We start from the raw sequence: 19,139 nt of genomic DNA on the forward strand, positions 1-19,139 counted from the left end.
AGGCGCAGGCAGGTTTGTCAGAAAGATCCTTGATATTCACACACCCTCTTGCAGGAAGCCAAATAATACAGGCAGCTTCGCCCTTACCACATAAACAGCAAAAAAACGGAGTCATATGACTCCGCTTTATGTGACTGCTGTCAGCCCTTAGTTCCTGAGGAGATATTTGATCCTTCAATGAAAAATCTCTGGAAGATGAAGAACACAAGGACAGTTGGCAAAAGAATCATCACGGACATGGCCATCAGATAATTCCACTGTGTCTGTACCGAGCCCTTAAAGGTCTGCAGTCCCAGCTGTATGGTATACAAGCTTTCATCATTCAGGTAAAGGAGCGGACCCAATAAATCGTTCCATGAACCATTGAATGAAAAGATGGCTACGGTTATCAAGGCCGGCTTTGTCAGCGGAAGCATGATATGCCACCAGATCTTTAAGTGGCCGGCACCGTCCATGACAGCCGCTTCAATGAATTCATTCGGTATTGTCATCATAAACTGCCGCAGCAGGAAGATGAAAAATGCACTTCCAAGGAAGGAGGGCACAATCAGCGGAAGATACGTATTAATCCAGCCTAATTTAGAGAAAAGCATATATTGGGGAATCATTGTCACAAACCCCGGCAGCAGCATGGTGGAAAGAACAACAACAAACCAGAAGTTGCGGCCCTTGAATTTAAGCTTCGCAAATCCATAGGCAACCAGGGAATTCACCAGGACACTGGCGAATGTGGTAACCACGGCCAAAAATACTGAATTCATGGCCCACCTGGTAAATGGCCCTGTAGACCACGCTTTCACATAATTGGAAAAGCTAAATTTTTCCGGTAAAAATGAAGGGGGAAACTGGGCAATTTCTGCCGGCGTCTTCAGCGAAGTGGATATCATCCACCACAAGGGTGTAAGGAGAGCGATACTCCCCATAATCAAAACGAAAAGGACGATCGTATTTTTCATTCTTCTTCTAAACTTCATCGTTTGATAGAATCTGGTTGATTCTGCCTTCATCATTTGTTGTCACCGCCCTCATAGTGTACCCAGCGCTTGCCGAATTTAAGGTTTGCCAATGTCAGGATCATAATGATAATGAACAGTACCCAGGCCATTGCAGAAGCATATCCCATATTGAACACTTCAAATGCATTGTTCCACATATGCAGATTATAAAATAAGAGTGAATGGGCCGGTCCTCCATCCCCGTTTTTCGACATTACATAGGCTTCCTGGAAAATTTGGAAGGACCCGATAGTACTGGTAATGATATCGAAAAAAATGATAGGCGTAATCATCGGAAGCGTGATATGAAAGAACTTCTGAAAAATATTAGCCCCGTCCAGGTCAGCTGCTTCATAGAGAGCACCAGATACTCCCTGGAGACTTGCCAGATAAAGCAGCATGCCGCCCCCAACACTCCAAAGCTTCATAAATACCAAAGCAGGCTTTGTCCATTCAGGATCAAACAGCCATGCCGGACCATCGATTCCAACCCAGCTCAAAACCAGGTTCACAAGTCCAGTCCCAGGACTCAGCAGCTGCATCCACAGGAAGTAGACGGCAACGCCTGAAAGGATAGCAGGCAGGTAATATATGGTTCTGAATATTTTCATGCCCGGGATCTTTGCATTAAGGAGAACAGCAATAAAAATAGCACCCGCTGTAGTCAGCGGTACGGAGAATAGGACAAAGTACAATGTATTCCAGAGTGATGTCCAGAACAAGTCATCCGCTGTAAACATCCTTTTGTAATTATCCAAACCTGTGAAAGTCATTTCGGATGTAATATTGTAATCACTGAAACTGACTATGAGGGAAAATAGGAGCGGTCCTGCGGTTAAAAAGAAGAAGCCGATGAGCCAGGGGGATATAAATCCATATCCTATCAAGTTTTCTTTAAAAGATTTGCCTAATTTCCTGGATTTCTGTATAGGCCGTGCATCTGTTTTACTCCCTGATCCGGCAGAAGCTTTGGCAGAACCTTTGATACCGGTTCCTGCTATGTTCTGCGACAACTTTTCACTTGCTCCTTGCTGGCGCATAATGCTACCCCCTAAATTTTTACTAAAGAAGAGAAGTCAATGACTTCCCTTCCCTCTTTATCTTTTTTATTTTTTTGCTTTTTCCACGTCTTTCTCAGCCTTCTCAAGAGCGGAGGCTGCACCCTTCTTCCCGAGCATTACTGCATCAATCTGAGGATCGATCCTGCTGCGGTAATCTGGATATTCTATTGGAACCGGAGCAAGCTTCGTGTATTCCAGATTCTTAAGGGATTCTTCATACACCAGCTTTTCCTGCCCCTTCATATCAGCAGCTACACTCTCAGCAGCTTCCTTGTTGGCAACATTGTCATAATTTTTCAATGCCCAGTATTTTTGAGCTTTTACATCAGTCATGTACTTAATGAAGTCAGCGGCTTCTTTAGGGTGCTTAGAGCCTTTTGGAATCTCAAGGACAAATCCTCCGCCTTCACTCCATGGTTTTTCTCCATCTTTATATACCGGGATAGGAGCAACGCCAAAGTCCATTTCCTTGCCCGAGTCGCGGATCTGGGTATAGAAAGTACCAATATCCGTGTACATTGCGACTTTTTCAGAGATGAATGGGTTTGTCGTTCCATTTCCGAAATCGGCTTCCCATTTCTCAATCGTCTTTTTACCGTAGCGTTTCTTCCAATCAGCAAGCCATGTCAGTGCGTCTGCCTTGGCAGGAGTATTAATGGCAGGCTTATCTCCGTCAAAGAACCCGGTTCCGCCATCTGCGTTTCTCATCCAGCTCGGCGCTCCGAATCCTCCCCATACAGGATAAAAACCGATTCTTTCATAGGTATCGCCCTTTTTCACATCAAGCTTTTTGGCGTAATCCTCAAGTTCTTTCCATGTCCTGGGCGGCTTGTTTGGGTCAAGGCCGGCCTCTTTGAAAGCTTTTTTATTATAGAAGAGCATCCTTGTATCGGTGTTGAAGGGAACTGCGTAAGGTTTATCTTTATAGAGGACTGTTTCCCAGAGGTGAGGATAAAACGCATCCTTGGTATTATCGTCAAGATATTTAGATAAGTCCGTGCTTTGGCTGTTTTTAGCCCTGTGTGAAACATCATTGATATCAGTAACTACAACATCGGCCGGATTCCCTGCTGCCACGGCTGCCAGGTTCTTGGTCCAGATATCGCCCCATGGTACAAAGGTATGTTTAACCACTACCTTATCCTGGGATTTATTATAATCATCAATCATTTTTTCTACGATCGGCCTTCGGGTTTCCGACCCCCAGAAGCTCCAGAATTTTAATGTTACTTTGCCATTGCTGTCTTCAGATCCAGATGCTCCGTTACTTCCGGAACAGCCGGCTAGCATGCTGATGAGAAGCATAGCTGCCAATACAATCGTCCAAGTCTTTTTCATCTTCGCCAAAAACCCCTAACCTAGTTAATTATCTTTATTTTTCTTTAACACGCGCGTGTTCCTAACATGTATTTACCCAAATTTCGAGCAGCAAAACCTATTTCGTAAAATATTTGTTATATTTTGCAGAAAAATAGATGTGAAAGATTGCATAGTTTTGTTGGATGAAGGGAAATCGTATCGTATAGTGACTAATTGAAGAAGGAGGATCTTCCATGACTAACGAACCGTTCACAAAATTCCTGCCGATGACTTCCGCAGCCAACGGATCTATAGAAACTGTTACTCCTGATGTGCTGGTTTATACAAACCAGATTGTCAATCTGTTTTTTATCCGCCTTAAAGGGGATGCCGAGTGGGTTTTAGTGGATGCAGGGATGCCGAAATCCGGTGATTCCATTAAAGAGGAGGCTGAGAAGCTGTTTGGCGAGGGAGCGAGACCAAAGGCAATCCTTTTGACCCACGGTCATTTTGATCATATCGGCGGACTTGGCAGGCTGCTGGAATTTTGGCCGGGGGTACCTGTTTTCGCTCATGAAATGGAACTGCCATTCCTGACCGGGATGAAGGATTACCCTGAACCTGATTCAAGTGTTGAAGGCGGGTTGGTAGCCAAGATGTCGAGGATGTTTCCAAATGAAGGGATCGATATATCCGGCAGTGTAAAGGCATTGCCAGAGGATGGCAGTGTGCCTGATATGCCGGAATGGAAGTGGATACACACACCGGGACACAGTCCCGGCCATATCTCGCTATTTCGGGAGAGGGATAGAATTCTGATTGCCGGGGATGCATTTGTGACAGTCAGGCAGGATGAATTGTATAAGGTGATGACACAGAAAAAGGAAATTACCGGACCTCCCCGTTATTTGACAACGGACTGGAAAGCAGCTAAAGAATCTGTGCTTAAATTGAATGCGCTGAGTCCGCTGGCAGCAGGGACAGGACATGGGCTGCCTGTATTCGGGGAAGATCTCCAATCAGGTCTGCAGACGCTCGCAAGTGAATTCGACAGTCTCGCAGTGCCTGACCACGGGAAATATGTAGAATAAACATAAAAAAAGCTCCTTTCCGGAGCTTTTTTTATGTCAGGTTTATATCTTCACCTACTTCAGCCTGTTTCCGAGATCCTTGAGTTTTTCGCCGACCGTACACTGTGATATGCAGAATTTATGGGCGAAAGTCCGGCCTTTTTCTTTTCGGTGATGAGCTTTTAAGAAACAATCTTTACAATAGCCTTCAAGCATAGCATCAACTTCTGAACAAATTTCTTTCCTGGTCATGCTGCCTTCTCCTTTTATATTAAATCAGTTCTAATTTACTGGAGACAAATTTCCGTTCCAAAGCCTGGCCCGCGAGCTTGTCTGCCTCCCCATTTTCTTTCCTTCCAACAAGGGAGTACGTGGGCTTTATCCCCAATTCGCCCATTTTATGTTCTATTCTGTCAAGCCACCTGTTTAAGCCTTCTTCAAAACATGGCCACTCTCCCGACAGCTGATTCAGGACAACTTGGGAATCTCCTATGAAGGTGCAGGGCATATTATTCACCCCAAGCTCCTCAAGCTGCTGAAGGGCATAATACAATGCCGCGTATTCGGCTTCATTGTTTGATTCGAGAATTTCAAGAATTTTATTTGAACGCACCCGCCATTTCTTATTATTCTGGGTGTAATAAATCACAGCGCCTGCTCCGGATAATTTCTCTTCCTTCAAAAATCCTCCATCAAAGAAAACAGTAATATCCTGAGGTTCATCCTCAACTTCCGCCAGCAGTTTCCTTAATTCCTTCTTGGTCCACGTGCTGCCTGCTTCGTCTTCATATTCAATGCTTGAAAGCCTGCCTGACTTCTCAAGATCCTCTGTGATATATAGCGCCTGCCCCGCGTCTATCGGCTCAGAGTGAAAAACCGCATCCACCCTTTTCGGGTGTTTATAACTCCAGTGAATGATAACCTTCATAGCTGCCTCCTTTAGGCTATGTGTAGCATATTTAACTTATATATCACAATTCATCACTAATTTAACCTCTTTTAGCAAAATCATGACTGAAAGAACCACTCATGTTCTTAGATATATCTTGATTATGGTACACTTTAGATAATTATATTCTGGGGGTCGACTTTCATTGATTGAAATTTACATAGACGGTGCGAGCGCAGGAAATCCCGGGCCGAGCGGTGCTGGGATCTTTATTAAAAATAATGGCAAGGTTGAGACTTATTCGATTCCGATCGGAATGATGGAAAATCATGAAGCAGAATTTTCTGCTTTAATCAAAGCGTTGGAGCTGTGTGTATCGAGAGGTTATGGAATGGTTTCCTTCAAGACCGACTCAGACCTGATTTTCAGGGCCATGGAAAAGGAATTTGTAAAGAACAAGAAATATGCCCCGCTTTTGGAAAAGGCACTTTCCTTAGCGGGACAAATCGAACTCTTTTTTATCAAATGGGTGCCCAGCCGGGAAAACAGGGCAGACACCCTGGCCAGGGAGGCCATATTAAAGAATGAGCAATAAAGAAAAGACAGGGACGCTCCATGTGCAGTCATAGTAATACACCCCAAAGCGAGAGTCAGGCGCAAGCTTCGGGGTGCAGCAGCTTTAAATTAAATTCATTTCATTAGCGAACACAAATGCTTTCTTCTTGGATGTTATATCTTGCTGAACCAGGCTTTCAAGCAGGGAAAGATAAAAGCTTCCGTCGAAGCGTTTCTGAGCTTTCAAAGTGATTTCAATTGCACTGTTGACAAGGCTGTCGCCCGCATTCGTATAGTGCTTGCCAAAATAGATAAAACCGATGGCATCATCTTCAAAACTAAAGCCTCTTGCCTCTAAATCGCATAAAAACTCTTCAATTGTCTTCATCAGCGGTGAATCCCCTTAAAAATAGTATCCAATCATCAAAACATAAATATTGTTTAAATCAGGAATAATGTATAACAGGAGGTGTTTCTTTTCGGATGAGTAAAAAGCATCATAATAACCGCGGTAAAGCCAGCCTCGGGGTGACCCCTCAGGGGTACGCCGAGGACGAGCGCGCCCATGACCCAAAAACCGAGTTAGAAAACAGGGCCAAGAAATCCAATACGAAGAGGTAGGCCTTATGCCTGCTGCCTGGTGTCCTGCTCCACAGCCACCCGAAGAAGCGGCCCTACTCGGCCGCTGTTCGGGTAGTTATGCCAGAAAACGGTGCAGCCCCCTGATTTCATACTCATTGAGCATGTTTTTCACGGAAGCATGGTCATACTCCCATTTCGCCTGATCCAGCGGGCATGCCACAGGGACATCGCATTTAATTTCAGCAAGTTTTCGTGATAGGTGCAGCATTTCCACTGCCGCTTCAATTTTCTCACGCTGCCCTTTTGTAAGCATAAGAAGATTTCCAAGGATTCCCTCAATATTTTCATATGCCTGCAGCAGCTTTAGGGCCGTTTTTTCCCCTATGCCTTTTACTCCCGGGTAATTATCAGATGGATCCCCCATCAAAGCTTTCAGGTCAATCATCTGCCTTGGGGTAATTCCCTTCCAGTCAAAGAAAGTATCGCTGTCATGGACCTCGTAATTGCCGAACCCTTTTTTCAGCAGCACAACAGAGATATTTTCGTCAATCAGCTGAAGAAGATCCTGATCTCCTGTCAAAACAAAGACCCTGCTTGATGCTTTTGCTTCTTTTGCGATTGTGCCTATGCAATCATCCGCTTCATACCCCTTCAAACCGATGTTGGGTATGTCGAATGCGCGGACCGCTTCCTTAACCGCATCGAACTGCGGAATCAGTTCAACCGGCGCGTCCGGCCTGTTTGCTTTATATTCTGTGAAAATCTCGCTCCTGAATGTTTTACTGCCCATATCCCAGCAGACAGCTACATGGGAAGGGTTAAAATGATTGATGGCTGTCAGAAGATGCTTCAAAAAGCCCTGGACAGCATTAGTAGGCATCCCTTTTGAATTGATCATGAACTGACCGCTTATTGCCGTCGCATAAAAGGCGCGGAACAACAGCGCCATCCCATCCACGAGCATAAGGGAAGGCAGTAATTCAGCCTGCTCTGTTTGCTTCCCAATGGTTTCTTCCATTGTTATTCACCTCTATCTTGAAATTAAAAACTGCCTACCCCCAAAAAGCATGCGCTCATTCCGAGTAAGGCAGTTACCTTAATGATTATTTTTGACGACACTATCTATTTTAACACATTTCATTGGCTTTCAGAGAGAAATTTTTATTTCTCCTTCCTTTCCTGCGACCCGGTTTCCACTATAAGAAATATAATCACTGAAGCTTCCCGCATAAAGGCTTACATCCTTAAATCCAGCCAGCTTGAGGGCAATAAAGTTAGGGGCAGCCGTCACACCCGAACCGCAGTAAACAACCACTTTTTGATCCTTATTCATATCCCGGAACAACGCTTTCAGTTCATCTCCAGACTTAAAGGCGCCATTACGGGTGCTGTGATGCCACACCTTATTGACCGCACCTGGTATATGGCCGGCCGTATGATCAATCTTTTCTTCGATTCCCTCATACCTGATGGAATCACGGGAATCAATTAACGTGAATTCCCTTTGCCCATCAACAAATTCCTTGACGGCTTCATAATCTGTGAGAAGGCCGTCTTGAATGGAAAGATCATATGTAACAAAGGGATATACACTTTCTTCTGCAGAAGTCGGATAACCGCCTTCTTCCCAGGCCTGGAATCCTCCCTGTAATATATAAACTTCATCATGCCCTGCATATTTCATCATCCAGTAAAAACGGGATGCATATGCCAGTTCACCTGTATCATAGGCTACTACTGTTTTAGACCGGTCTATGCCGCAGGCTCCAAGCTTCTCCGCGAATTCTTCCATGGAAGGCAGCGGATGCCTGCCTCCATGTTTCCCTGGCACTCTAGATAGATCCTTCTCCAGGTCAAAATATACAGCACCTGGGATATGACCTATTTTGTACATGGACGAACCATGCTCCGGGCTTCCAAGTAAATATCTGCAGTCCACCACCTTGACCTCTGGATCATTAAGCTTCCCCATAAGCTCTTTTGCTTCCATCAGGACATTCATCCTAGTCTGCCTCCTTCTTATCTATTTGGCTCTGTTAAATTTAATAGTTGTTTTTTTATTTAAGGTTATTTGAACTGGCTATTATTGTTGTATTAAGGGTTTAGCACGGAGGCCAAAATGCAATCAACAAGGCATCCAACAACTAACTAAAGCATCTGGGCAGTTAAAATCCTACTCAATGAGAAAGAGCATACCAATTGTTGAAACGCTATGTTGAACCTGCATACTCTGCGAAAATAACTACCTTCGAATAAATCGTTTTGATTGTTAGAAAACTAAAATGAGGTGATGGTTTATGAAAAAGTTTGCATTAATGCTTATGGTAGGAATGTTTGTTTTAATGGGATCAAACCCAACTACAAATGCAAAAACAATAAATGAAGCTGATACAAAATTATGTAAAACTCTTCAATATGCACTTATGAGCATCATAAGAAAGCCAGTAGATAAAGCAATTGTAGAAATCTATAGGGATGACGTAAATGCACCAGAAGATCTTAGATGGGACGCCACTGGAGCAAAGTTAATTAAAATAAAGCAGCTGTACGGAGTGGGTGGATTGTATGAGATAACGTTAAAAATAATGCCTTTTTATCGCGCACATATAGCTTATGGAATTGATGAAGTTGTTATAAATACAAATGGTGAACTGATAAGCTATAAACATTTGAAAACTTATCCTAAAGACCCTAATCTCTCAACAAATCAGCAGAGAAAATATTGAATAAATGGGGACTTCCATACGGGTCCCCATTTTTTTCCTGATATCAACCTCACTCTTTGACACAGCCTAACATTTAATGAGAGGCCTGTAAGTACTCAAGGGCGCTTTCGCAGTCCTCAATAATCTCTGCCCGGCTGTATGCTTCTTTATAACCTTCATATATTTCAAGAATTTCCCCTTTTAGCTGTTCCTTTAAGGAGCTGACGGTTTGCTGATAAATTTGTCTGCATTCTTCAAAAAGTCTCTCAGCCTGGCTTTTAAGATATTCCTCTGCAAGCGGTTCGAGTGCGGACTGCAAGGAATCTTTCATTCTCACACTTTCCTTTTTCTCAAAAAAGCTTCGTGGATTCTTAAATAGAGAAAGCTCCTTTTTGAAATCTGCTTCATTCAGGCTCTTGAAGCCGGGTTGAAAATCCGGGACCTCTATCATGACGGTTTGGATTTCTGACATTTCTAATCCATTTCTGATTTCCTTGATTTGAACGGCCCAATTATTATAATGCTGTTTGAGGAGTTTGTTCATGTAGACCTCAGAACGGACGGTTGTGGCCCGCATCTCCTGGGCCAGGTCAAAGCCTGTTGATGACAGCAGTTCCTGTAATGACAGCTTTAAAGCCTTTTTCAAATCCCTTCCGTCGTCCTTAAGGGCAGCAGGGCTGAAGGCCTCCCTGAAGAAATCATTGAACCTGAGGAAAACGCGCTGCTTACAATAAAAAGCCAAATCCAAAATCTCGGTCCTCAGCCGGGACAGATCCAGTTCAAGATCTGTTTTTTCAATAATGGCACTGATTTTTTTCAGCTCATCCTCCTGCTGCTTTTTCTGTGCTTCCTTTTCAGCCTGATCAAGTCGGGAGGCTGCAATGACTTCCTTTAGCATGTTCTCAGCCCGATGGAGAGAGGAGGCAGCAGAAGCAGCGGCAATCCCAGTCAGGTCCTCCTCAAGGAATCTGTTGAAATCTCTTTCAAAATCCGGCAGCCCGCTGCCTGATAGGAAGTGCTGTTTCAGCGGATCCCTGCCTTGCTTTTCCTCCAGGGCAGATTTGCTCGACAGGGGATAAATTTTTGGCTTCCTGATCTGGAAGCTCCCCAGCTGTCCGCTTACATAACCGGCGACCTCATCCAGCTCGTCCTTTGAGCCGGCAAGGTCTACAGCATTTATGATGAAAAACATTTTATCCATCGAAAAAGAATCTTTTACACGGCCCAATTGAATGAGGAATTCTCTATCTGCCTTTGAGAAGGAATGGTTGTAATAGGTAACAAACAGGATTGCATCCGAATTTTTTATATAATCAAACGCTGTCCCGGTATGCCTTGCATTGACAGAATCGGCGCCAGGTGTGTCTGTAAGTATGATTCCTTTACGGGTGATTTCGCAATCATAGTAAAGTTCGATCCAGTCAACCATGCAGGATTTCTTCTCGTTTGCAGCATAGTCCCTAAAGCTATCTATATCTACAATGATTTCTGTGCCAAGCTTTGCAGCAAGCAGGGGGTATCCTTCCAAAAAGGCCCGCAGGAAGGATGCATGTGAATTATGAGCCCCCATCCCGGCAGGCTCTTCCAAGATAGCACCCGCTTTTAACACAGCTTCTTCGAGGGTTGAGATCTCTGTGTCATAAAAGGAGAACGCAAGCCTTACATCCTCAAGCAGCATGGCTTTTTCCTTAAGCTTTACTCTGGCCGTGCCATGCGGATTAGCGGAATCTGGCGGACAGATTTTATTAATTGCAGCAGTAGTGGGATTAGGGGATACAGGAAGCACCTTATCCCCAAGAAGAGCATTGGCAAATGATGACTTTCCTGCACTGAAGGCTCCGAACAGAGCGACCGTAAATGTTTGGTTTGCCAGTCTAGAAGCCTGAGCTTCAAGATCCCTTGAAATATGTTGAAATCCCTTCTTATCCTTTAGCAGAATAGAGGTCCGGGAAAGCTTTTCAGCTATAGCTTCAATGTCGGTCTCTTCTTTCTTCTCTACAGTAGAATTTACTGGAATCGAAGGATACTCTGCAGAACGTTGACCAGCATTTTCTTCAAACTCCATTTCGTCACTCACTACAACGCGGTAGTTATTTTCCTCTCCATCCCACTGCTTGAAGAGCTGCATGATATCCGTGGACAAGTCAGGCGTTTTTTCGCCATTCAGATAAGCCTCAATTTCGGATTCTTCCTTGTCGATCCACTCCTGTGCTGCTTCTATTTTCTTTTTCGCCTGAATCAGTTCGGAATGCCGTCCCAGTTCCTTATCCAGCTTCAGCACTTTCTCATTCATCTTGCGCCTGGCAGCTTCTGCAAATTTGTCTAAAAATGGTCGAATAGCAGATTTTGCTTCTTTTTTAAGACCATCTGCAAGCTCCTGGGTAAATACTAGCACATATTGCCCGGTAATCTGGACCTGGCTCTTGACAGGCTCTTCCATGAGTGAATCAGGAATATCAATGGAAAAGGTCCGTGCCTTTTCTTCAAGCTCTCCATCAAATAGTTCATGTTCCTTAAGGATTGAGATGCAAAGCTCTTTAATATGTCTCTCAAGCTGTGATTCTGCCTTGTCTGTCAGATCCTTCTTGAGAGCCATGAATCTCGATTTTCTTTCCTGTTCTGTTTTGGACTTCGAGAAGAACATGCCGACCTTGAAGTCTTTTTTTGTAGACTCCAGATAAGATTCTGCCAGCGCCCTTGTGGAGGCCGGCATGAGATAAGCATTATTCAGAATGGTCTGCAGCCGGCTGTTGAAAGCTGCCAGGGCCTCGCTGGCTGCCTGTTCCGCATTCTTTTTTTCACTTTCAAGTTCTGCAGGATCTGTTAGAGTTCCATCTTGATCTGACTCGGTTTCACCGATTATTTTCTGCCAGGAAGAAAGTTCCCCTGACTTCTCCCTTCGAAGCCAGGCCATATGCTCCCCTGCAATCTGGACAGCTGCCCTGCCTGCAGTATCAGGTTTTTGTTCCTGTTCAGAGAAATCCTTGATAAGCTCCTTCACCTTCTCGAAATCATTTCTCGCAAGCCCCGGATTCTTTAAGGAGGTATAGAATATGGCATCAGGCTTCACATCCCAGCTTAAAAAGCTTTGTGATACAGAGTCTGCAAACTCATCGAATGTCAGCTCCGTTTCATCATGCTTATCAATCTGATTAACAATCAGATAAAGCGTTTTCCCAGAGGCCGCCACATCTTTAGCGAATAGGAAATTTACTTCTGATTGGACATGATTGTAATCCATTACATAAAAAACAATATCAGCTAAATGGATAGCCTCTTCGGTAGAAGCTTTATGGGCATCATCCGCCGAATCAATCCCTGGAGTATCCATGATGGCACTGTTATTTTCCAGGGGAAAATCAGGGGTGCTGATTTCAATGGCAGAAATCTCATCCCCTTTTTTACAATAGGACTTAACCATTCCGTAATCATAGGGTGCCGGATACAAAACCGGAGCACCTTCCCTAAAAAATACTTTGGCAGAGTCCCCGCCCTTGCTTATCTTTACTATGTTGGCACTCGTTGGCACCGGACTGGAAGGCAGAAGCTCTTTTCCGAGCAATGCATTGATCATGCTGGATTTGCCCGCAGAAAAATGGCCGCAGAATGCAATCAGCCGCTCGGAATTCCGCTCTTTATGAATTAAACTTTTCATTTTGGCTGCGCTGTCTGCATCCCCTGTCCTGCTGTATTTTAAATACAGTCCTCCAAGGACGGGCAGGAGGCTTTTTTGGCTGGTAATTATGTGTTTCATCGTTAGTTCCCCTTGTCAGCTTGGCATTTGGAGTTCATATATTATTCATTTTAATCGAAATGATAAGAAAAAGAGTATCGAATTACTTAAAAAAAGAAAAAACCAGGCAAAAATTTCACCTGGCGGATCCAATGGCTTCTAAACGGCCATTTCTATTTTTAGGTATCGCTGCCTTTTCGACTGACTTGGATTTGCGGGCAGGCTGGATATTACCCAGCACATGTTTAAGCACAAAGAGGTATGTAAATACCGCTGCCATTATGAAAAACCAGACCATTAAGGTGCACCTCACTCAGCTAATTGAGAATAATATTCAAGCTCAATTAGAATATAACAGAAATGATAATCGTTTTCAACTGATATTATCAGATAATTGCTTATATTTTCTCAGCAGAAGAATCAGTTGGCGAAAAAACTCTCCTATAATCGGTAAGGGACTTTAATGCTGCTTCTTCGGCAGGTATCCTGGTTTTCATCATCAAGATATTTAATAAGGTAAATAAAGAAGCGGTCCAAAAAGCATTAAAAATCAGGGGAATGACCAGCAGTTCCAGAGCTACAATCACATAATTAGGATGTTTCAAGAACCTGTAAGGTCCCTTTTTCACTACTTTTGCTCCCCTTACTACGATGATCTTCGTATTCCAGAACCTGCCAAGTGAGCGGAGCGCCCATATTCTTCCGGCCTGAAGGATCAAAAACAGGACAAACAGGAGCTTCCACTGGGGAGAAAGCTGGAAATTGCGGAGAAAGACCTCCAGGCTCAATGCGGCAAAAAAGGATGCATGCATGCCCACCATCCACGGGTAGTGGGCTGCACCAAATTCCTCCCCGCCCCGGCTTTTCATCCATGTCTCATTCCGCTTCGCTACAACAAGCTCCAGAAGCCTCTGCAGGATAACAAGACCAAGAAAGAAAGCAAAGAACATCAGCTCCACCTCATCAGGAGGAGTTCAGATGAAAATCCCGGGCCAAGCGCAGCGGCCAGGCCCAGCTCCCCTTCATCTGCCTCTGATTCCATGAACCTTTTTAACACATATAAAATGGTAGCTGAAGACATATTGCCGTGCTCCCTCAGGACCTCAAGAGACAGCCGTGTCTTTTCCTCTGTAAAGCCAAGGGACTTCTCATATGCGTCTAAGACCTTTCTGCCGCCCGGGTGGGCTACAAAATGCTCGATATCTCCCAGCTGCAGATGCTGGCTACCAAGGAATTTTTCTACGTTCGGTTTCAGCCAGTTCTCAATCAGGGTTGGGATATCTTTTGAGAAGATAACATATAACCCATCATCTTTTACGTCCCAGCCCATTACATCGAGTGAATCCCCAAGAAGTGTAGATTGGGAAGCAAGCAGTTCCGGAGTTGACTTTCGTTTCTTTTCTTTCAGAAGATGGGATTCCTCCCCGCTCACCAGGGCACAGGCAATTCCATCAGCAAAAATCGATGTTCCTACAAGGTTGCTCTTTGAGCGGTCATCCTTTTGGAAGGTCAGGCTGCATAATTCAATGGCAAGGACGAGTACATTGGATTTTGGGTATGCCCTGCAATAATCAAGCGCGCGTGAAAGGCCTGCTGCCCCTCCTGCACACCCCAGGCCCCAAATGGGAATTCTTTTAGTATGCGGGCTGAATGGAAGCTTGTTCATAATGCGGGCATCAATAGTGGGAGTCGCCATGCCTGTACTTGAGATGAGGATGATTGCATCTATCTCCTCTTCGCTGACCGTCCTTTTTAGAAAATCACCGCTTGACAGGCACTTTTGTATAGCTGCAGCCCCGTGCTCCACGGATTGCTGGATGTATGTATTATTCTTTTCTTCAAGCGAATGGTGTTCCTTGAACCAATCAAGGCCGCATGCAAAATTCCGCTTTTCTATCTGTCCATTGACGAAGACTTTTAGCAGCCTGTCAATATCCCGGAAGGATTGGCCAAACATTTCACGTGCAAAATCCATTACAGTTTCCTGATTTATTTCATATGGAAGCTCAATGTCCGATATGGATAATATATGGGCCACAAGATCACTCTCACTCTCTATAATATGTACTTTGTTCCAGCCTGAAAAACTTATTCAAAAAAGCATAAAAAAAGGGTAAACGAAGGGGATGCTCCCCTTCGTTTACCCTTTACCTCCGTTATTTAAAACCCTTGAATCGTCATGCCCCCATCAACAAACAGCGTCTGCCCGGTAATATACGCTGCCGCATCGGATGCAAGGAACACAGCCGGCCCTGCCAGCTCCTCAAGTTCCCCGATCCGTTTCATAGGGGTTACATCAAGGATTTCCTGCACATATTTTTCATCCTGAAGCAGCTTTTCCGTAAGAGGCGTTTTGAAGTACCATGGCCCCAGACTGTTGACCCGGATATTATGCCTGCCCCACTCCAGTGCCAGCACTTTTGTCATCTGGATCATAGCCGCTTTGGTAGCGGCGTAAACCACTCCTGTCCTTAGTGCCACATGCCCCGCCACCGAAGAGACTGATATGATTGAGCCTCCGTTTCCAGCTTCGACCATATGCCTGCCCGCTTCCCGGGACATCATGAAGGCAGATTTAAGATTTGTGTCCATAATCGTTTTCCATTCTTCTTCCGTGACATCCAGCGCCTTAGACCTAATGTTCATGCCGGCATTGTTCACAAGGATATCAATGGCAGCTTCTTTTTTTACGGATGCAGCAGCCTTTTCAATCTGCTCTACATCTGTAAGATCTGTTACAATCGGGAACGCCTTGGCTCCAAATCCTTCAACAATATGAGCAGTCTCCTCAAGGTCGGCCCCAGTTCTGGCCAGGAGCGCTACATCTGCACCTGCTTCAGCGAATGCTGCTGCAATGGCCCGGCCGATTCCACGGCCGGCCCCTGTTACTATAGCTGTTTTTCCCTCTAGCGAAAATGACGGCAAATACATCGGGTGGATTCCCCTTTACATTTTATTACTTTAAACATACGACACAATGGCCGCGTTCGTAAAGGATTCCAGCGCTTCATCCCGACAATTTTTCCATTTGTATGTAAACACAGGATTATTCCCGTTTTTTCCCGCCCGACTGGACCTCTATGATAATCGGCTTCATTTCTGACCGTCCACAGAATTCACAGATTTCTGCCTTTGAATAAATTGCACGGCAGTGCTCACAATATTTTTTTTGCATACCGCTTCACATCTTTCCTTTGCATAATTATATTATTCTATTCGGCTTCTTTCATAAGTTGCCAAACGTTTTTAATTATTTTACTCCGAGTTATCTTGACGTGTATGGGCAAAAATAAGAAAGAAATGTAGGCAATCATACAAACATTCGTGGATATTATCCCTGACCTGTGATACCATTTATCCCTGACTAATAGTGAGGAAGTGTTAATTGTGATCAAAATAGAAATGCCTGATACCGACCTTTCCATAACGAAGCCGAATAAGCCGAATCCTGAATTAAGCAATATTTATGGATTTGAGGATTTCCACAAAATCCCTCGGGACAAGGGCGGAATCTTTATGTTTTACAACATCAATGATGAACTCCTTTTTGTAGGAAAGGCCAGAAAGCTAAGACAAAGAATTAAGAAGCATTTTGAAGATACTGTATCACCTATCAAAAATCACCGCGATGAAGTCTACACGATTGACATCTCTTATGTGGAAGATCCAATGGAAAGAGAAATTTATGAGACCTTCATCGTGAACAGGCTGCAGGCTAAATACAACATAGACAAGGCGTTTTTCAGATAGGAGTCTTCGCAAAAATTGTGGCTGCTGAATAAAATGTTGATTTCCGCTGCAGGTACTCGCGGACCTTAGGGGCGGGCGGTGAGCCTCCTCGGCTTTGCCTGCGGGGTCTCACCTGTCCCGCTGCTCCCGCAGGAGTCTCGCACCTTCCGCTCCAATCAACTCTGTTTAAGAATTAAATCTCCACACATAACTAAATAGAACATTTTTAGAAAAGAACCTTCAGATAATAAGAAAAGACTGTCTAGTGTATAACTGTCCCTCTGCCGCTCTCCGGGCAAATCAGGGACCGTTCCACTCGGGACAGTCTTTTTTGAATTTAAGATACTTTTTGACTTTTCAGCAATGCTGGCAGTACTCTTTTTTTATTTATCCCGGGAAGTACATTAAATATAATGTTCAAGAAGATGGCAGAGAGGCTTCCAATTACAATCCCGCTCTCTGTCAGGATCTTCATTGCACCCGGCATTTGGGCAAACAGTTCCGGCACAGCTGTCACACCAAGGCCCATCCCGACAGAACAGGCAATGATGAGCAGGTTTTCCTGCCTTGCAAATTCAATCCTGCTGAGCATTTTGATTCCTGATGCTATGACCATTCCGAACATGGCCACCATCGCACCCCCCAGGACAGCCGAAGGAATGATTGTGGTAAGTGCCCCCACCTTTGGCACCAATCCTAAAAACACCAGCATGCCCCCTGTTACATAGATGACGTTCCGCGTTTTGACACCGGACATCTGAATAAGGCCGACATTCTGCGAGAATGTTGTATAAGGGAATGCATTGAAAACACCGCCGATGACGCTTGCCAGGCCCTCTGCCCGGTAGCCTTTAGCCAGCTTTTCCTCAGTAATCTTCTTTTCAGTGATATCTCCAAGCGCAAAATAGGTTCCTGTTGATTCAACCAGACTGACTATTGCCACAAGGCACATGGTCAGGATTGGAGTCAGTTCAAAGACGGGTGCGGAAAAATGAAAGGGTTCCACTAAATGAAACCATGAAGCTGACTCAACTGCCGAAAAATCAACCTTGCCCATGAATGATGCTGAAATTGTGCCGACTAACAGGCCGGCTAATATGGATATTGACCGGACAAAACCGGTGAAGAATTTATAAATCAAAATAATAAGCAGCAGCGTTCCAAAACCCAGCGCGATATTGCTTAAAGAACCAAAATCCTTGGCGCCCTGTCCTCCGGCCAGATTGTTCATGGCAACTGGTATGAGAGTGATGCCTATAATGGTGACTACAGAACCGGTGACGACAGGCGGGAAGAATTTCACGAGCCTTCCAAACAAACCGCTGATCAGAATGACAAAACCACCTGATGCAATGACTGCGCCATAGATGGCACCGATTCCGTGCTGGCCGCCAATCGCAATCATGGGAGCCACTGCTGTGAACGTACAGCCGAGCACGACAGGGAGGCCAATACCGAAGAAGCGGTTCTGCCAGACCTGAAGGAGCGTTGCAATCCCGCACATTAGAATATCGACAGAGACAAGATAGGTTAGATCATTCCCCTTAAGACCCATTGCGCCCCCGACGATTAGCGGCACAATCACAGCACCCGCATACATGGCCAGAACATGTTGAATTCCCAGTGATGTTAATTTAATTCCCGAATTTTTCATAAGCTGCTTACCTCCCTTATTTCTTCATCAAATTGTATGTTCCCACATGAAAGGGATTTGATCACTGCCAGTGACTCCAGCCTGATCCCTTTTTCCCTGAGAAGCCTGCTGCCATCTTGGAATCCCTTTTCGATAACAATGCCGGCTCCCGCAACGGTGGCTCCAGCTGCCCGGACCAGCTCATTAAGTCCCAGGGCAGCCTGGCCATTCGCCAGGAAATCATCAATAATTAAAACCCTGTCTTTAGCTTTCAGAAATTTAGAAGAAACAGAGATTTCATAATGCTCCTGCTTTGTGAAAGAATAGACCGGAGCCGTAAGCAATTCATCCGTTAACGTGACAGATTTCCGTTTCCTCGCAAAGATCATAGGGACGTTCAGGCATAGAGCGGTCATGATTCCTGGACCAATACCGGAGGATTCAATCGTCAATACGGCCGTGATTCCATCATCTTTGAATCTTTCAGCAAATTCCCCGCCAATTTTCTGCATTAATACGGGATCCATTTGATGGTTCAGGAAAGAATCCACCTTCAGTACTTCAGCGGATAAAACCATACCTTCTTCTAAAATCTTTTCTTTTAACTCTTTCATACAAAAAAGACCTCCCTGGTTGTAAATCCTGCCTCCATACAAAAAGGCCTAAATGCAGCCGCTTCACAGAGTGAGGCAGTGCACTTAAGCCTTAAAAATGCTAAAGACAAATAAAGTACAGACATTGCCCACTCATAGTCAGGCCATTTACGGCAGCCTGGTAGAAACTTGCGGGCCATATCCCCGCTATTATATGAGGGTTTCATATTTTTTAGATAAGTTGAATTATAGCATGTTGAATTAAGAATACAAGTCTTATACTCTAAAAACCGAA

The 19,139-nt window shown here is 44.6% G+C and carries 20 protein-coding genes and 1 riboswitch; of the genes, 5 read left to right on the top strand and 15 right to left on the bottom strand.

Annotated features, from left to right (window positions below; genetic code table 11):
• Window positions 1–140: 140 nt before the first annotated feature.
• The 3 genes from V1501_RS13370 to V1501_RS13380 form a co-directional block, all read right to left on the bottom strand.
• A complete protein-coding gene (locus V1501_RS13370; protein ID WP_409288835.1) occupies window positions 141–1,010 on the bottom strand; it encodes a carbohydrate ABC transporter permease in 870 nt (289 codons plus the stop codon).
• Window positions 1,007–2,035 (bottom strand): carbohydrate ABC transporter permease, encoded by a 1,029-nt coding sequence (locus tag V1501_RS13375; RefSeq protein WP_409288837.1) that lies wholly within the window; start codon window positions 2,033–2,035, stop codon window positions 1,007–1,009. Before V1501_RS13375 ends, V1501_RS13370 begins: the two co-directional genes overlap by 4 nt.
• Window positions 2,036–2,101: 66 nt before the next feature.
• Window positions 2,102–3,394, bottom strand: a complete 1,293-nt coding sequence (locus tag V1501_RS13380; protein WP_409288839.1) for an ABC transporter substrate-binding protein — start codon at window positions 3,392–3,394, stop codon at window positions 2,102–2,104.
• Window positions 3,395–3,609: 215 nt separating this feature from the next.
• Between V1501_RS13380 and V1501_RS13385 the strand changes: the two genes are divergently transcribed.
• Window positions 3,610–4,446, top strand: a complete 837-nt coding sequence (locus V1501_RS13385; protein ID WP_409288841.1) for an MBL fold metallo-hydrolase — start codon at window positions 3,610–3,612, stop codon at window positions 4,444–4,446.
• 54 nt (window positions 4,447–4,500) lie between these two features.
• On the opposite strand, the gene V1501_RS13390 is transcribed toward V1501_RS13385, so the two are convergent.
• Both V1501_RS13390 and V1501_RS13395 read right to left on the bottom strand, forming a co-directional pair.
• Window positions 4,501–4,677 carry a zinc-finger domain-containing protein gene (locus V1501_RS13390; RefSeq protein ID WP_409288843.1) on the bottom strand — a complete coding sequence of 59 codons (177 nt, stop codon included), beginning with the start codon at window positions 4,675–4,677 and terminating at the stop codon, window positions 4,501–4,503.
• Between the two features lie 19 nt (window positions 4,678–4,696).
• A complete protein-coding gene (locus tag V1501_RS13395; protein WP_409288845.1) occupies window positions 4,697–5,353 on the bottom strand; it encodes a reverse transcriptase-like protein in 657 nt (218 codons plus the stop codon).
• A gap of 166 nt (window positions 5,354–5,519) precedes the next feature.
• Here V1501_RS13395 and V1501_RS13400 point away from each other — a divergent pair, with 166 nt between their 5' ends.
• Entirely contained in the window at window positions 5,520–5,909 is a 390-nt protein-coding gene (locus V1501_RS13400) for a reverse transcriptase-like protein (RefSeq protein WP_409288847.1), read from the top strand.
• A gap of 84 nt (window positions 5,910–5,993) precedes the next feature.
• Here the strand turns inward: V1501_RS13400 and V1501_RS13405 are convergent, their stop codons facing one another.
• Complete coding sequence (locus V1501_RS13405) at window positions 5,994–6,257, bottom strand: DUF6123 family protein (protein ID WP_409288848.1); 264 nt, start codon at window positions 6,255–6,257, stop codon at window positions 5,994–5,996.
• Window positions 6,258–6,352: 95 nt separating this feature from the next.
• On the opposite strand from V1501_RS13405, the gene sspL reads away from it, so the two are divergent.
• A complete protein-coding gene (gene sspL, locus V1501_RS13410; protein ID WP_409288849.1) occupies window positions 6,353–6,490 on the top strand; it encodes a small, acid-soluble spore protein L in 138 nt (45 codons plus the stop codon).
• Between the two features lie 76 nt (window positions 6,491–6,566).
• Here sspL and V1501_RS13415 read toward each other — a convergent pair whose 3' ends face one another.
• Window positions 6,567–7,469, bottom strand: coding sequence for a 5'-3' exonuclease H3TH domain-containing protein (locus V1501_RS13415; RefSeq protein ID WP_409288851.1), 903 nt, complete (start codon window positions 7,467–7,469; stop codon window positions 6,567–6,569).
• 129 nt (window positions 7,470–7,598) lie between these two features.
• On the bottom strand, window positions 7,599–8,453 hold the full coding sequence (locus V1501_RS13420; protein ID WP_409288852.1) for a sulfurtransferase: 855 nt from the start codon (window positions 8,451–8,453) through the stop codon (window positions 7,599–7,601).
• 295 nt (window positions 8,454–8,748) lie between these two features.
• On the opposite strand from V1501_RS13420, the gene V1501_RS13425 reads away from it, so the two are divergent.
• Window positions 8,749–9,177 carry a DUF3888 domain-containing protein gene (locus V1501_RS13425; RefSeq protein WP_409288854.1) on the top strand — a complete coding sequence of 143 codons (429 nt, stop codon included), beginning with the start codon at window positions 8,749–8,751 and terminating at the stop codon, window positions 9,175–9,177.
• Between the two features lie 73 nt (window positions 9,178–9,250).
• Here the strand turns inward: V1501_RS13425 and V1501_RS13430 are convergent, their stop codons facing one another.
• The 5 genes from V1501_RS13430 to V1501_RS13450 all read right to left on the bottom strand — a co-directional run bounded on the left by V1501_RS13430 (window position 9,251) and on the right by V1501_RS13450 (window position 15,820).
• Window positions 9,251–12,910 carry a dynamin family protein gene (locus V1501_RS13430; RefSeq protein WP_409288856.1) on the bottom strand — a complete coding sequence of 1,220 codons (3,660 nt, stop codon included), beginning with the start codon at window positions 12,908–12,910 and terminating at the stop codon, window positions 9,251–9,253.
• A gap of 115 nt (window positions 12,911–13,025) precedes the next feature.
• Entirely contained in the window at window positions 13,026–13,187 is a 162-nt protein-coding gene (locus tag V1501_RS13435; RefSeq protein ID WP_409288857.1) for a hypothetical protein, read from the bottom strand.
• 100 nt (window positions 13,188–13,287) lie between these two features.
• Window positions 13,288–13,839, bottom strand: coding sequence for an isoprenylcysteine carboxyl methyltransferase family protein (locus V1501_RS13440; protein WP_409288859.1), 552 nt, complete (start codon window positions 13,837–13,839; stop codon window positions 13,288–13,290).
• Window positions 13,839–14,927 (bottom strand): type III polyketide synthase, encoded by a 1,089-nt coding sequence (locus tag V1501_RS13445; protein ID WP_409288861.1) that lies wholly within the window; start codon window positions 14,925–14,927, stop codon window positions 13,839–13,841. The genes V1501_RS13440 and V1501_RS13445 overlap by 1 nt, the downstream gene beginning before the upstream one ends.
• A gap of 122 nt (window positions 14,928–15,049) precedes the next feature.
• Entirely contained in the window at window positions 15,050–15,820 is a 771-nt protein-coding gene (locus V1501_RS13450) for an SDR family NAD(P)-dependent oxidoreductase (RefSeq protein ID WP_409288863.1), read from the bottom strand.
• A gap of 456 nt (window positions 15,821–16,276) precedes the next feature.
• Here V1501_RS13450 and V1501_RS13455 point away from each other — a divergent pair, with 456 nt between their 5' ends.
• The gene (locus V1501_RS13455) at window positions 16,277–16,639 is read left to right on the top strand and encodes a nucleotide excision repair endonuclease (protein WP_409288865.1); all 363 of its coding nucleotides are present in this window, start codon (window positions 16,277–16,279) and stop codon (window positions 16,637–16,639) included.
• A 316-nt stretch (window positions 16,640–16,955) separates the two neighbouring features.
• Here the strand turns inward: V1501_RS13455 and V1501_RS13460 are convergent, their stop codons facing one another.
• Together V1501_RS13460 and V1501_RS13465 are read right to left on the bottom strand one after the other, a co-directional pair.
• Window positions 16,956–18,272 carry a nucleobase:cation symporter-2 family protein gene (locus tag V1501_RS13460; RefSeq protein WP_409288867.1) on the bottom strand — a complete coding sequence of 439 codons (1,317 nt, stop codon included), beginning with the start codon at window positions 18,270–18,272 and terminating at the stop codon, window positions 16,956–16,958.
• Window positions 18,269–18,865: a xanthine phosphoribosyltransferase gene (locus V1501_RS13465; RefSeq protein ID WP_409288869.1), complete on the bottom strand. Its 597-nt coding sequence runs from the start codon at window positions 18,863–18,865 to the stop codon at window positions 18,269–18,271. Before V1501_RS13465 ends, V1501_RS13460 begins: the two co-directional genes overlap by 4 nt.
• 115 nt (window positions 18,866–18,980) lie before the next feature.
• Window positions 18,981–19,082: riboswitch (purine riboswitch) on the bottom strand.
• Window positions 19,083–19,139: the final 57 nt, after the last annotated feature.

This window comes from Paraperibacillus esterisolvens (assembly GCF_046237625.1).
In the GTDB taxonomy this organism is placed as follows: domain Bacteria; phylum Bacillota; class Bacilli; order Bacillales; family DSM-1321; genus Paraperibacillus; species Paraperibacillus esterisolvens.

Excerpts from the sequence above, each read along its gene's own strand:
- V1501_RS13385 (WP_409288841.1), top strand. The coding sequence starts at position 3,610 with ATGACTAACGAACCGTTCACAAAATTCCTGCCGATGACTTCCGCAGCC.
- V1501_RS13450 (WP_409288863.1), bottom strand. The coding sequence starts at position 15,820 with ATGTATTTGCCGTCATTTTCGCTAGAGGGAAAAACAGCTATAGTAACA.
- V1501_RS13390 (WP_409288843.1), bottom strand. The coding sequence starts at position 4,677 with ATGACCAGGAAAGAAATTTGTTCAGAAGTTGATGCTATGCTTGAAGGC.
- V1501_RS13430 (WP_409288856.1), bottom strand. The coding sequence starts at position 12,910 with ATGAAACACATAATTACCAGCCAAAAAAGCCTCCTGCCCGTCCTTGGA.
- V1501_RS13460 (WP_409288867.1), bottom strand. The coding sequence starts at position 18,272 with ATGAAAAATTCGGGAATTAAATTAACATCACTGGGAATTCAACATGTT.
- V1501_RS13375 (WP_409288837.1), bottom strand. The coding sequence starts at position 2,035 with ATGCGCCAGCAAGGAGCAAGTGAAAAGTTGTCGCAGAACATAGCAGGA.
- V1501_RS13380 (WP_409288839.1), bottom strand. The coding sequence starts at position 3,394 with ATGAAAAAGACTTGGACGATTGTATTGGCAGCTATGCTTCTCATCAGC.
- V1501_RS13370 (WP_409288835.1), bottom strand. The coding sequence starts at position 1,010 with ATGATGAAGGCAGAATCAACCAGATTCTATCAAACGATGAAGTTTAGA.
- V1501_RS13435 (WP_409288857.1), bottom strand. The coding sequence starts at position 13,187 with ATGGTCTGGTTTTTCATAATGGCAGCGGTATTTACATACCTCTTTGTG.
- V1501_RS13440 (WP_409288859.1), bottom strand. The coding sequence starts at position 13,839 with ATGTTCTTTGCTTTCTTTCTTGGTCTTGTTATCCTGCAGAGGCTTCTG.
- sspL (WP_409288849.1), top strand. The coding sequence starts at position 6,353 with ATGAGTAAAAAGCATCATAATAACCGCGGTAAAGCCAGCCTCGGGGTG.
- V1501_RS13465 (WP_409288869.1), bottom strand. The coding sequence starts at position 18,865 with ATGAAAGAGTTAAAAGAAAAGATTTTAGAAGAAGGTATGGTTTTATCC.
- V1501_RS13420 (WP_409288852.1), bottom strand. The coding sequence starts at position 8,453 with ATGAATGTCCTGATGGAAGCAAAAGAGCTTATGGGGAAGCTTAATGAT.
- V1501_RS13405 (WP_409288848.1), bottom strand. The coding sequence starts at position 6,257 with ATGAAGACAATTGAAGAGTTTTTATGCGATTTAGAGGCAAGAGGCTTT.
- V1501_RS13395 (WP_409288845.1), bottom strand. The coding sequence starts at position 5,353 with ATGAAGGTTATCATTCACTGGAGTTATAAACACCCGAAAAGGGTGGAT.
- V1501_RS13415 (WP_409288851.1), bottom strand. The coding sequence starts at position 7,469 with ATGGAAGAAACCATTGGGAAGCAAACAGAGCAGGCTGAATTACTGCCT.
- V1501_RS13425 (WP_409288854.1), top strand. The coding sequence starts at position 8,749 with ATGAAAAAGTTTGCATTAATGCTTATGGTAGGAATGTTTGTTTTAATG.